Below are 12,486 nucleotides of genomic sequence, written 5' to 3'. Positions count from 1 at the left end.
ACTTCTCTCGACGTTTATTACTAGATTTGCGTGCGGAACCTGGGCCTATGTTTGGCTGGGCTCTCGCTGTGCCTCAACGCCGTGGGGTCGTAACCCAAGTGTTGGCGTAAGCACCGAAGATCTAGAATACGCTAATTTTGCCTTCGGCCGCAAATGAGGCTGGTTCCGGCGGGCTGTCCGTGATAGGCACCACAAGCAGGTGCCGCACGAACAATCGCCGAACCGTGCCCGACTATCGTACCGGCTGGATCGGCTCTGGACGGTCAGGCGTGGATACGCGGCGCGTCGAAAAAATCCACTTCGAAGCGGCACGACTGGCTGAAGGCCACCACCATTGCGGCCCGCTCGTCCTCCGAGCCGCGCCGCCCGGCCTCGTCGGCCATGGCAATGGCCTCACGGGTGGCCTGCGCGAAATCCTCGTCGGCGTAGGTCCGCAGCCATTCAGCGTATGGGTGGTCGGCCGGGGCGCCGGCGGCGAGGAATTGCGCGTGCAGGGTCTGTCCGACTTCAGCGTAGAGCCAGAAGCACGGCAGGACGGCCGCCACCAGCACCGCGTAACTGCCTGAGGTCGAGGCGGCCAGCAGGTGGTCCACGTAGGACTTGGTGACGGGGCCAAGCACGGGCTCCACCGTGCGGGTGCTGAGCCAGCTCCGGTGCAGCTCCGACTCGACCTCCAGGCACTGCTGCGCCGATCGGGCCCAGAACAGCTGCGCGGCCTCGGTGGGGGCCAGGGCGCTGGCCCGTGCCAGCACGCGTGAGTACCCGTTGAGGTAGGTGGCGTCCTGGGCAAGGTAGTAGGCGAACTGCTGTTCGGGGAGGCTGCCGGCCGCGAGGTCCCGGATGAAGTCCAGGTTGTAGATGGCTTCGAGGTCGGCTGTGGACTCCTGGCGGAGGATTTCGGCGAACTCCCCCACGGCCAGCCCTCGGTGCGGTTCTGCGGGCGCGCCCGGTGCCTGCATGTGGTGGAAATGGTGGATGGGACCGTTTCCCGCCCCGACGTCCAGGCTGCCCGAGGACTCCAGCGCACCGGCCAGCCAGGGCTTGACGAGCCGCAGCGAGGCCTCCCAGTCCCCCAGCCGGGCCTGCGCCGTGGCCATGGCCGAGGAAAGCGAGCAGCCCGTGCCGTGGCTGTTCCGTGTGGGGACCCTGTCCCCCGGAACCTCCACAATTTCCCGGGCAAGCAGTCCCCCGGTGTTGACGAGGGCATCCGGGCAGGCGGCGCCGTCGAGATGTCCGCCCTTCACCAGGATGGTGGCCCCGGTCGCCGCGGCGAGCCGCCGGCCCTGTTCCAGCGCTTCAGCCCAGGAGCCTGCCTGGGCCTCGCCGAGCAGCATCGCCAGCTCCGCGAGGTTGGGGGTGATCAGGTCTGCCAGCGGCAGGAGTCCGCGGAGGGCAGCCTCGGCCGATGCCTGCAGGAGCCTGTCGCCGCTGGTGGCCACCATCACCGGATCAAGGACCACGACGCCGGGGCGCACCTTGTCGAGCCAGCCGCGGACGGCGGCCACCACCTCGGCGTCGCCGAGCATGCCGATCTTGACGGCGTCGATGGTGATGTCATCGCTGACGGCTTCGAGCTGCTGGGCCAGGAAGGCGGCCGGGGGGACGTGGACCGCGCGGACACCCTGTGTGTTCTGCACTGTCAGGGCGGTGATGGCGGCCATGCCGTAGCCGCCGTGGGCTGCAATGCTTTTCAGGTCGGCCTGGATGCCTGCGCCGCCGGACGGGTCGGAGCCTGCGATGGACAGCACGCGGGGTACGTCCCGGAGGACGGGCGACGGCGCCACGGCACTGGGTGCGGAAGCGGGCGCCTGAGGCAGGACTGAAGTTGAAGACAAGGAAGACATCCCTTCGCCGGTGCTAGCCGGACAGGTTCAACGGGTGTGGATCTCAGCCGGCCCTCTGCGCGGCACCCCGTGTCGGTACCCCAGCCTAGCGTTTCCGCGCCGGCCGCCGTGTCAGATGAAGCCCTTAACGCCGGAATGCCCGGACACGCCCTGTGAAGGGCGGGCCCGGGCATCCTGGCGGATTTCCTTGCGGAGGGTCAGAGCTCGGAGGCCGGAACTCCTACGCCGAGGATGATGGGCGCTTCGGCGGGCGTTTTCGCGGCCGTGCCGGTTTTGGCGGGCTCTGGTGCCTTGGCGGCGTGGGAGTGGGTTCCGGCCGCAGACTGCGTTGCCTCGTGGTGCTCCACCGAGGTGGCGTTGGCCGCGCCCTGGGCCCGGCTGGCGCTGCGGTTGCGGCGCGGCCTGCGGGTCCGGGACTGCTCCGCGGTGTGGTCGGAGTAGTCCTTCTCCTCTGCAGCCACAGCGGCCTGGGGAACCGAAATGGCCGGTGCGGCGGACTGCGGCGCTGCCTGCGAGGGCTCCGGCGCGGTGACGGCGGGTTCGCCGAGGTGCGCAAATGCTTCCGCCAGCCGGTCGAGGGTCAGGGCAGGCTGCTGCGGCTGGTCGGCCGCGTGCTCCACGAACGGCAGTGCCACCTGCTCGCCGCCGAACGTGAGCACGGCAGCAGGACGTCCGGAGGCGTCAGCGTCGTGCTGCGCGGCGGCCGGGGCTGCGGGTGCCTGCTCGGGCGTTGTCCGTGCTGCGGGCGCGGCGGGGGCCTGGGCTCCTGCTGAAGCGGCGTGGGCTACCTCGTCGTCGTGCAGGTGTGCTGCGTGCGCTGCTGCGGCGATGTTGGCGAGGGCCGCCCTGGTGGCCTCGGCCTTGGCGTGCCGTTCGGCGTCGCTCGGGTCCGGGTGGACGGTGTGGATCTGCACCGGTGCGGACGGTGCGGTCTCCAGCGGGGCGCCTCCCCGTCCACGGCGACGCTTGCGGTCGTTGCGGCCGCCGGGCTGGCTGTCAGCCCGCTGGCTGTCCGGGCGCTGGTCAGGGCGCGGGGTTTCGGTCCGGTGGCTGTCCGCACGCTGTACGTGGTGCTCTGCTGCGACAGTGTTGGCGCGGCGGTGCTCCACGGGATCGTCGTGGGTGACCACTCCGCGGCCGGCGCAGGTTTCGCACTGCTCACCGAAGACTTCGAGGAGCCCGGTGCCCATGCGCTTGCGCGTCATCTGCACCAGACCCAGCGAAGTCACTTCGGCCACCTGGTGCTTGGTCCGGTCGCGGCCCAGGCATTCGACCATGCGGCGCAGGACAAGGTCCCGGTTCGATTCCAGGACCATGTCGATGAAGTCGATGACGATGATACCGCCGATGTCGCGGAGCCGGAGCTGCCGGACGACTTCTTCGGCCGCCTCGAGGTTGTTCTTGGTGACGGTTTCCTCGAGGTTGCCGCCGCTGCCGGTGAACTTGCCGGTGTTGACGTCCACCACGGTCATGGCTTCGGTGCGGTCGATCACCAATGAACCGCCGGAGGGCAGGAACACCTTGCGTTCGAGCGCCTTGTGGATCTGCTCGTCGATCCGCCAGGAGGCGAAGATGTCCTGGTCCTTGGTCCACTTTTCCAGGCGGCCCACCAGGTCCGGGGCAACGTACGTGACGTAGGCCTCGATGGTGTCCCAGGCCTCTTCACCGGAAACGATCAGTTTGGAGAAGTCCTCGTTGAAGACGTCGCGGACCACCTTGATGGTGAGGTCCGGTTCGCCGTACAGCAGTTCCGGGGCGAGGATCTTGGTGGACGTGGACTGGCTTTCAATGCCCTCCCACTGGGCCCGCAGCCGGTTGATGTCGTGGGTGAGCTCCTCTTCCGAGGCGCCTTCGGCAGCCGTGCGGACGATGACGCCGGCGTGCTCGGGCAGGCGGTCCTTGAGGATGCGCTTGAGGCGGTTGCGTTCGACGTCGGGCAGTTTCCGGGAGATGCCCGTCATGGAGCCGCCGGGTACATAGACCAGGTACCGGCCGGGAAGGGAGATCTGGCTGGTCAGGCGTGCGCCCTTGTGGCCCACGGGATCCTTGGTGACCTGGACCAGGACGGTATCGCCTGACTTCAGGGCGTTCTCGATGCGGCGCTGCTTGCCTTCGAGGTTGACGGCTTCCCAGTTAACCTCGCCTGCGTACAGGACGGCGTTGCGGCCGCGTCCGATGTCAACGAACGCCGCTTCCATGGACGGCAGGACATTCTGCACCTTGCCGAGGTAGACGTTGCCGATCAGGGAGTCCTGCTGCGTCTTGGAGACAAAGTGTTCCGCCAGGACGCCGTCCTCCAGGACGGCGATCTGGATTCTGTCGTCGCGCTGGCGGACGATCATCTGGCGGTCCACGGATTCGCGGCGGGCGAGGAACTCTGCCTCGGTGATGACCGTGCGGCGGCGGCCGGTGTCGCGGGATTCGCGGCGGCGCTGCTTCTTTGCTTCGAGCCTGGTGGAGCCCTTGACGGACGTCACGCGGTTGTTCACCGGCGCTTCAGTCACGGCGCGGGGAGCCCGGACGCGGGTCACCGTGTTGGGGGGATCGTCGTCCCCTCCTCCGGTCAGTTCCAGGTCCTGGTCACCGCGGCGGCGCCGGCGGCGGCGGCGTGAGGTGACGCCTTCGTCTGCCTGGCCGGCTGACTCCTCGTCAGCCTCGTCGGTTTCGTTGTCGGCGCCTTCGCTGTCGCCGTCAATCTCGCGGTCGCCGGTGCGGCTGCGCCCGCGGCGGCCACGGCTGCGGCGCCTGCGGCGGCCGTTGGCGTCGTCCTCGTCGCCGAGTTCGGCGTCGTCCTCTTCCGGCTCCTCTGCCGCGGCGGCGGGTCCCGGTGCGGGGCGGACTACGGTGCTCAGGTCCGGGGCCTGGAACAGGACGGACGTTGCCGATCCCGGCTCCAGGAAGAGTGAGCCGAACGGGCTGCCGGGTGCGGCGTCGGCCGGTGCCGGCTCCGCCGTTTCCGCGGATTCGGTGACGGCTGCAGCGTCCGGGACTGTGGATTCGGCGGCTGCGGGGGCCTGGGCTTCCTCAGCGGGGTTTTCCGGCGTGGCGGCTTCGGGCGCCGGGGCTGCCGGCGCAGCTTCAACAGCTGCGGCGGTCTCCGGTGCCACATCGGGCTCGACGGCGGCGGCGACGTCGGGAGCCGACGTCTTGCGGGTTGCGACGCGGCGGCGGCGGACCGGCTTGGTCTCCGGTTCCGCGTCGGCGGGGGCTTCCGCCCCGGCTGCGGCGTTCGCGGTGGCAGCAGGTTCCGTTGGCCCGGTGCTGTCGTTGGCTCCGGCGTCACCGGCCGCTTCGTCTGCGGCAAAGGCAGGCAACGGTTCGGCGGCGGCGTCGACCTTCTTGCGGGCGCGGGTACGGCGTACCGGTGCTGCCGCCTCAGGAACAGACGCATCAGCTGCGTCCTGGGTGCCGGCGTCGGCAGCGGTTACTTCGGCGCCTGCAGTAGTTTCCGGCTTCGGCGCGGCCTTCCGCCGGGTCCTGGTGGCCTTCTTGGGCGCGTCGGGCGCCTCGGCTGCCGCTTCATCGTTGTTAACGGCCAGTACTTGTTCATTTTCCATATGTGGCAACACTCCTGCCCCTGACGTACCGCCACATCCGGCACCCATTGGGGCATATATTTGTCAAAACCCGCAGGCGTTGACAGAAGTCAAGTGGATACTCCCAGGTTCGCACCGGCAGTGGGGTGCGGCAGCCCGTGGGAGCCGGCGGCTGCGTTCTGAAACCCGTTGTTCTACGTGCCACAACCAGGTGCCGACCAATGGAATGGCGGGAAAGACGGATCAGAGAATCCGAAGCCTGCCAGCTCATCATTGGCGGTCTTGGGAACAAAGCCACCGGACCGGAGTCCGAATGTGGGTCGGCCTCCAGCCAAACTCATTCTCTCACACGCGGACTAAAAGGCGGCGGAAGCAAGAGCACGTGATCACTACGTGCCCGCATTGGTGTCCCGGCTGGGCGCCGGATTCAGCCTGCGGCGTTACAATCGGGGCAAAGAGCACCCGATGATAGGACGCCTGAAACCATGCCCAGCATCTCGCCCGTCAGCGGCGCCGAAACCGGCAGCCCGGCATCCGCCCGCACAGCGGCGGCCACGGAGCCCCACGGGACTGTTCCCCCCATGACACGCGACCGGCCGCTCGGCTGGCTGATGGTTGTCACCGGCATCATCGGCTGGCTCGCCTCCGGAACCCTGGTCCTGGAAAAGCTTGAAGTCCTCAAGGACCCGAACCACACCACCGTCTGCGATGTTAACCCGTGGATTTCCTGCGGGCAGGTGATGCAGACGTGGCAAAGTTCAGTCTTCGGCTTTCCCAACATGTTTATCGGCATCGTGGCGTTCGCGGTCATCATCACCATGGGCATGGGGCTGCTGTCCGGCGCTGCGTTCTCGCGCTGGTACTGGGCAGGACTTCAGGCCGGCGTAACGCTGGGGTTCGCCTTTGTGGTGTGGCTGTGGTCCCAGGCCCTGTACGAGATCCACATCCTGTGCCCCTTCTGCATGATTGTGTGGGCTGCCATGATCCCGCTCTTCGTCTGGACCACCATCAGGAACATCAGCCACGGCGTCATCCCCGTACCGGCCGGCGCGGCCAAGGTCCTGGGCGACTCGGGCTGGATCATCACTGCGCTGCTTTACGTGGCCGTCGTCGCCACGATCTTCTTCGCCTTCATCCAGGTGTTCGCGGGGACGTCAGGCTTCTAAGGGGCAACCCCAGCCCACCCACCAAACAGCCCACCAGACAGCGCGAACGTACAGTTGAGGCCCTGGTTTCCGCGGAAACCAGGGCCTCAACTGTACGTTCGCGCCTAGTGGTGGGGTTAGTCCTGGAACCAGATCTTGATCTCGCGCTCAGCCGAGTCCACGGAGTCCGAGCCGTGGACCAGGTTCTGCTGGACCTTCAGGCCCCAGTCGCGGCCGAAGTCGCCACGGATGGTGCCCGGGGCAGCCGTGGTGGGGTCCGTGGTGCCGGCGAGGGAGCGGAAGCCTTCGATGACGCGGTGGCCTTCGAAGATCGCCGCGACAACCGGGCCGCTGAGCATAAACTCCACGAGGGGCTCGTAGAACGGCTTGCCAACGTGCTCTTCGTAGTGCTGTTCCAGGAGTTCGCGGCTGGCGTCAACCTTCTTCAGCTCAGCGAGGGTGTAGCCCTTGGACTCGATGCGGCTCAGGATGGCGCCACTGAGGTTGCGGGCCACGCCGTCGGGCTTGATCAAAACTAGGGTGCGCTCAATGCTCACAGTTGCTCCAATGCGTTGGTGGGGTTTCGGGACAATTCTACGAGGATTCCGGATGCGCGGCGTTCCACTCGGCCTGCTCGCGTTCGCGCTGGGCGGCCTCGGAGTCGATCCTGATGCCGGTGCGGATGCCGTACCACCAGGCGAGGCCGAACAGCCCGCCCACGAGGAACATCATCGGTTCCACGAGGCCGGTCAGGATCAGCACGATCTGCAGGATCCAGCCCAGCCCCACGCCCCACGGCTTGGACAGCACTGCGCAGGCGAGGACCATCACTACACTCAGCGCGATGCCGATCCCCAGGATCAGGGCAGGCGGGAACTCGCCCCGGCGCAGGCCGAAGACCGCCAGCGTGGCAAAAAACACCACAAACGCCTCGAGCAGCAGGACGGTGGAGGCGAACATCACCTTCGTGGACCGCCGTTTTTTGGGCATTCCCGGGCGCCATTCCCGCTGCGCCTTGGTCAGTTTGGCCACGGGCTACACCCCCGTCTTTCCGAGCAGGATCCGGGCTTCGGCCACCAGCGTGATGGAGCCGGTCACCAGGACCCCGCCGGCGAGGTCCTCGTTGGATTCGGCGCGCTCCACCGCCCATTCCAGGGCGTCGTCCAGCTTCTCCGCGATGTGGATGTTGTCCTCCCCGAAGCCCAGCTCCACAGCCAGTTCGGCGAGCTCGACGGCGGGCACGGCACGCGGGGAGTTGGACTGCGTAAAGCAGTATTCATCGGCGAGGTCGCCGAGGGACTCCTTGAGCTGGCGCAGGATCTCTTCGGCGTCCTTCTCCTTCAGCACACCCACCACCGGCACCAGCTTGCTGAAGCTGAACGCCTCCTGGATGGCTTCGGCTGAGACCCGGATGCCGTCCGGGTTGTGGGCCGCGTCAACGATGATGGTGGGCGCGGTACGGACCACCTCAAGCCGCCCGGGCGAGGTGACTGAAGCGAAGGCCTCCTGGAGCACCTCGGCGTCGAGCTCCTTTTCGCCGCCGAAGAACGCTTCCAGCGCTGCAACGGCGACGGCGGCGTTCTGGGCCTGGTGGGCGCCGTGCAGCGGCACCATCAGTTCCGGATACCGGCCGGCGAGCCCCTGGATGCTGACGATCTGGCCGCCGACGGCCACGGTCCGGGACTCGACGCCGAACTCCACGCCCTCGAAGCGGAACGGGACGGACACTTCCCGTGCCTTTTCCAGCAGGACCTGGGCGGCGTCCACGGGCTGGGCCGCGCTGACCAGGAAACCGCCCGGTTTGATGATGCCGGCCTTCTCGCGGGCAATGTCCTCCGTGGTGTCCCCCAGCAGGTCCGTGTGGTCCAGCGAGATGGGGGTGACCACGGAGACCTGCCCGTCGCCCACGTTCGTGGCGTCGGTGATGCCGCCCAGGCCCACCTCGATCACGGCAACGTTGACGGGCTGGTCGGCGAAGATGGCGAAGCCGAGGATGGTGAGGCACTCGAAGTAGGTGAGCCGCGGCTCCCCCGCAGCGGTGAGTTCGTCGTCGACGATCTGCAGGTAGGGGCGGATCTCATCCCAGATGCGGACAAAGGTCTCGTCCGGCACGGGGGCGCCGTCGATGCTGATCCGTTCGGTGACCTTGGACAGGTGCGGGCTGGTGTACCGCCCGGTGCTCAGTCCATGCGCGCGCAGGCCCGCCTCGATCATCCGGGCGGTGGAGGTCTTGCCGTTGGTGCCGGTCACGTGGATGATCGGAAACGCCTTGTTCGGCTCCCCCAGCACATCCATGGCCCGGAACAGTGGCGCCAGCCGGGGCTCCATTTTGTTCTCGGGTGCCCGGCCCAGCAGCTCGGCGTAGACGCTTTCCACGGAAAATTCGTCGGTCATGTCCTAGGCCTCTACTTTTTCAACGATTACTTGCAGCTCAGTGTCGTCGCCGGAGGACCCGAGATCGAGTTCGACGGTCAGGGTTTCGGCCGTAAGGAGCTCCTCGTTGGCCCTGATGGCATCGAATACAGCCTTCGGAGCCCGGATGATGGTCCGGATCCGGTCGCTTACGTTCAGCCCGGCGTCCTTGCGCGCCTGCTGGACCGCGCGGACCATGTCGCGTGCGGCGCCTTCGGCTTCGAGCTCCGGGGTGACCTCGGTGTTGAGCACCACAAAACCGCCGCCCGGCAGCACTGCGGCCGCACGGGAACCGGCGCCTTCCGCGGCTTCGGCCACGACGGTTTCCAGGGTGTATTCCTGAGGTTCCAGCTCCAGGCCGCCGGCGGTGACCAGACCGGCGTCGGAAACCGACCAGTCGCCGGACTTGGAGCCCTTAATGGCCTGCTGCACGTTTTTGCCCAGGCGGGGACCCGCGGCGCGTGCGTTGACCACGAGCTTCTGCTCGATGCCGAACTCCTCCGGGGAGGCGCTCTCGGCGTCGAGCAGGCGGACAGTGCGGATGTTCAGTTCGTCGGCGACGACGGCGGCGAAGCCTTCCAGCGCATCCGCGCCGGGTGCCACGACGGTCAGTTCCTGCAGCGGCAGGCGGACGCGCAGGCTGGCTGCCTTGCGCAGCGAGGAACCGGTGGAGCAGATCTGCTGGACGCGGTCCATCGCTTCCACCAGTGCCGTGTTGGAGGGGAACAGGTCAGCCTCGGGCCAGTCGGCCAGGTGCACGGAGCGTCCGCCCGTCAGGCCGCGCCAGATTTCCTCGGACACCAGCGGCAGAAGTGACGCCGCCACGCGGGAGACGGTCTCCAGCGCCGTGTAGAGCGCGTCGAAGGCGTCGGCGTTCTCGTCGAAGAAGCGCTGGCGGCTGCGGCGGACGTACCAGTTGGTGAGCATGTCCAGGTAGCCGCGCAGTTCGTCGCAGGCACCGGAGATGTCGTAGCTGTCCAGCTGGGCGGTCATGTTGCGGACCAAGTCGCCGGTGTTGGCCAGCAGGTACTGGTCCAGGGTGTCGGCGTAGCCGTCGTAGCGGAGCTTAGCGTCGTAGCCCTTGCCGCCGTCCGCGGCGTTCGTGTAGAGCGTGAAGAAGCTGTACACGTTCCACAGCGGCAGGATGACCTGGCGGACGCCGTCGCGGATTCCCTGTTCGGTGACCACCAGGTTGCCGCCGCGCAGGATGGGGCTGGACATCAGGAACCAGCGCATGGCGTCGGAGCCGTCGCGGTCCAGGACCTCGGAGACGTCCGGGTAGTTGCGCAGGCTCTTGGACATTTTCTGCCCGTCCGAGCCCAGCACGATGCCGTGGCTGATGACGTTGCGGAAGGCCGGGCGGTCAAACAGCGCGGTGGAGAGGATGTGCAGCATGTAGAACCAGCCGCGGGTCTGGCCGATGTACTCCACGATGAAGTCCGCCGGGTTGTGCGTGTCGAACCAGGCTTCGTTCTGGAACGGGTAGTGCACCTGGCCGTAGGGCATGGAGCCGGAGTCGAACCAGACATCCAGGACGTCCTCGACGCGGCGCATCACGGACTGGCCTTCTTCGGGGGTGCGGGGGTCGTCCGGATTGGGTCGGGTGAGTTCGTCGATGAACGGGCGGTGCAGGTCAACCTGGCCGTCCTTGTTCAGCGGCAGGCGGCCGAAGTCGGCCTCGATTTCAGCCAGGGAGCCGTAGACGTCGGTGCGCGGGTACTCGGGGTCGCTGGACTGCCACACGGGGATGGGGCTGCCCCAGTAGCGGTTGCGGCTGATGGACCAGTCGCGGGCGTTGGCCAGCCACTTGCCGAACTGGCCGTCCTTGACGTTACCGGGGATCCAGTTGATCTCCTGGTTCAGTTCGGACATCCGGTCCTTGAACTTGGTGACCTCGACATACCAGGACGAGACGGCGCGGTAGATCAGCGGGTTGCGGCAGCGCCAGCAGTGCGGGTAGCTGTGCTCGTAGCTGGCCTGGCGGACCAGGCGGCCCTGGGCGCGGAGCACCTGGGTGATGGGCTTGTTCGCTTCGAAGACCTGTAGCCCGGCGATGTCGTGCAGGTCCCCATGCTTGAACAAGGGCAGGAACTTGGCACCCTCGTCCACGGACAGCACCACGGGGATGCCGGCCTCTTCACAGACCTTCTGGTCGTCCTCACCGTAGGCGGGGGCCTGGTGGACGATGCCGGTGCCGTCGGTGGTGGTGACATAGTCCGCCACGAGGATGCGCCAGGCGTTCTGGGTGCCGAACTTTTCGGTGTCGCTGAAATCGTGCCACAGCGGCTCGTACTGCAGGCCCTCAAGTTCGGCGCCGGTGTGCGTGGATGTCACGGCGGCCTCGGCGGAATCCACGTCCTCGTAGCCCAGGTCCTTGGCGTAGGTGGCCAGCAGGTCGGCTGCGAGGAGGAAGCTGCCGGTGACAGGCGCGTCCGGCGAGGCGCCCTTGATGCCGTTGGGTCCGGCGGGCAGCACGGCGTACGTGATGGAAGGCCCGACGGCGAGCGCCAGGTTGGTGGGCAGCGTCCAGGGTGTGGTGGTCCAGGCGAGCGCCTGCACCCCGGCCAGCTGCCGTGACAGCCCGGATTCCCCTGCCGTGATGGGGAACGTCACGGTGACGGTCTGGTCCTGGCGGTTCTTGTAGACGTCGTCGTCCATGCGCAGTTCATGGTTGGACAGCGGCGTTTCGTCTTTCCAGCAGTACGGCAGCACGCGGTAGCCGTTGTAGGTCAGGCCCTTTTCGTGCAGCTGCTTGAACGCCCACAGGACCGACTCCATGTACTCGACGTTGAGGGTCTTGTAGTCGTTGTCGAAGTCCACCCAGCGGGCCTGGCGGGTGACGTAGCTCTGCCACTCGTCCGCGTACTTCATGACGGAGGCGCGGCAGGCGTCGTTGAACTTGTCGATGCCCATGGCTTCGATCTGGGTTTTGTCCGTCATGCCCAGCTGCTTCATGGCTTCCAGCTCGGCCGGCAGGCCGTGGGTGTCCCAGCCGAAGCGGCGTTCCACCCGGCGCCCGCGCTGCGTCTGGTACCGGCCCACCAGGTCCTTGGCGTAACCGGTCAGGAGGTGGCCGTAGTGCGGCAGCCCGTTGGCGAACGGCGGCCCGTCGTAGAACACGAATTCGTTGCTGCCGGGCTGCCCGCCGGGGGCGTCGGCGCTGCGCTGGTCGATGCTGGCCTGGAAGGTGCCGTCCTGGTCCCAGTACTTCAGGATGCGTTCTTCGATTTCCGGGAACTTCACGGAAGCCGAGACACCGGAGCCCGGTGCGGCTGAAGGGGAGGCTGAGGCTTTGGGGTAATACGTCATTCTCGACATCCTGGGTTGAGCTGGTGAACCGTCCAGCCGTTGCTGGCCGGTTCCGTTCAGGATGCGAGGACGGCTCCTGCGCAGTCCGGGACTGCACGCTTACCGCGGTACCACCTCACTTACCGGCACCCCATCACGCTCCGGGGAGGATCGTGCTGTTGCACCGGCCGCTCATTACTGCTGTGACGGGCTTACCCGTCCGGTTCTACTGACACTGGCCACCAGGTGCCTGGCGTAGCG

General features: G+C 67.2%; 7 protein-coding genes and 1 riboswitch. Of the genes, 1 reads left to right on the top strand and 6 read right to left on the bottom strand.

From position 1 onward, the window contains the following. Positions 1–263: 263 nt before the first annotated feature. A complete protein-coding gene (locus J2X42_RS06675) occupies positions 264–1,844 on the bottom strand; it encodes a bifunctional hydroxymethylpyrimidine kinase/phosphomethylpyrimidine kinase (protein ID WP_310163487.1) in 1,581 nt (526 codons plus the stop codon). Beyond that, positions 1,827–1,924, bottom strand: a riboswitch (TPP riboswitch). (Overlaps the previous gene by 18 nt.) A 117-nt stretch (positions 1,925–2,041) precedes the next feature. Beyond that, complete coding sequence (locus J2X42_RS06670; RefSeq protein ID WP_310163484.1) at positions 2,042–5,401, bottom strand: Rne/Rng family ribonuclease; 3,360 nt, start codon at positions 5,399–5,401, stop codon at positions 2,042–2,044. Positions 5,402–5,865: 464 nt separating this feature from the next. On the opposite strand from J2X42_RS06670, the gene J2X42_RS06665 reads away from it, so the two are divergent. Next, positions 5,866–6,546: a vitamin K epoxide reductase family protein gene (locus J2X42_RS06665; protein WP_310163482.1), complete on the top strand. Its 681-nt coding sequence runs from the start codon at positions 5,866–5,868 to the stop codon at positions 6,544–6,546. 116 nt (positions 6,547–6,662) lie between these two features. Here J2X42_RS06665 and ndk read toward each other — a convergent pair whose 3' ends face one another. Genes ndk through ileS form a run of 4 tightly spaced genes read right to left on the bottom strand, consistent with a single transcriptional unit; the run spans position 6,663 to position 12,246 of the window. Continuing rightward, on the bottom strand, positions 6,663–7,082 hold the full coding sequence (gene ndk / locus J2X42_RS06660) for a nucleoside-diphosphate kinase (protein WP_131133190.1): 420 nt from the start codon (positions 7,080–7,082) through the stop codon (positions 6,663–6,665). A 37-nt stretch (positions 7,083–7,119) separates the two neighbouring features. Then, entirely contained in the window at positions 7,120–7,557 is a 438-nt protein-coding gene (locus J2X42_RS06655; protein WP_310163478.1) for a DUF4233 domain-containing protein, read from the bottom strand. 3 nt (positions 7,558–7,560) lie between these two features. Then, positions 7,561–8,919, bottom strand: coding sequence for a folylpolyglutamate synthase/dihydrofolate synthase family protein (locus J2X42_RS06650; RefSeq protein WP_310163476.1), 1,359 nt, complete (start codon positions 8,917–8,919; stop codon positions 7,561–7,563). Between the two features lie 3 nt (positions 8,920–8,922). Continuing rightward, complete coding sequence (gene ileS / locus J2X42_RS06645) at positions 8,923–12,246, bottom strand: isoleucine--tRNA ligase (RefSeq protein ID WP_310163473.1); 3,324 nt, start codon at positions 12,244–12,246, stop codon at positions 8,923–8,925. Positions 12,247–12,486 lie beyond the last annotated feature (240 nt).

The organism is Arthrobacter sp. BE255, from assembly GCF_031457335.1.
Taxonomy (GTDB): Bacteria; Actinomycetota; Actinomycetes; order Actinomycetales; family Micrococcaceae; genus Arthrobacter.
This window is presented reverse-complemented; position numbering and strand designations above follow the sequence as displayed.

Coding starts and splice junctions, on each gene's coding strand:
- J2X42_RS06650 (WP_310163476.1), bottom strand. CDS start 8,919: ATGACCGACGAATTTTCCGTGGAAAGCGTCTACGCCGAGCTGCTGGGC.
- ileS (WP_310163473.1), bottom strand. CDS start 12,246: ATGACGTATTACCCCAAAGCCTCAGCCTCCCCTTCAGCCGCACCGGGC.
- J2X42_RS06665 (WP_310163482.1), top strand. CDS start 5,866: ATGCCCAGCATCTCGCCCGTCAGCGGCGCCGAAACCGGCAGCCCGGCA.
- J2X42_RS06675 (WP_310163487.1), bottom strand. CDS start 1,844: ATGTCTTCCTTGTCTTCAACTTCAGTCCTGCCTCAGGCGCCCGCTTCC.
- J2X42_RS06670 (WP_310163484.1), bottom strand. CDS start 5,401: ATGGAAAATGAACAAGTACTGGCCGTTAACAACGATGAAGCGGCAGCC.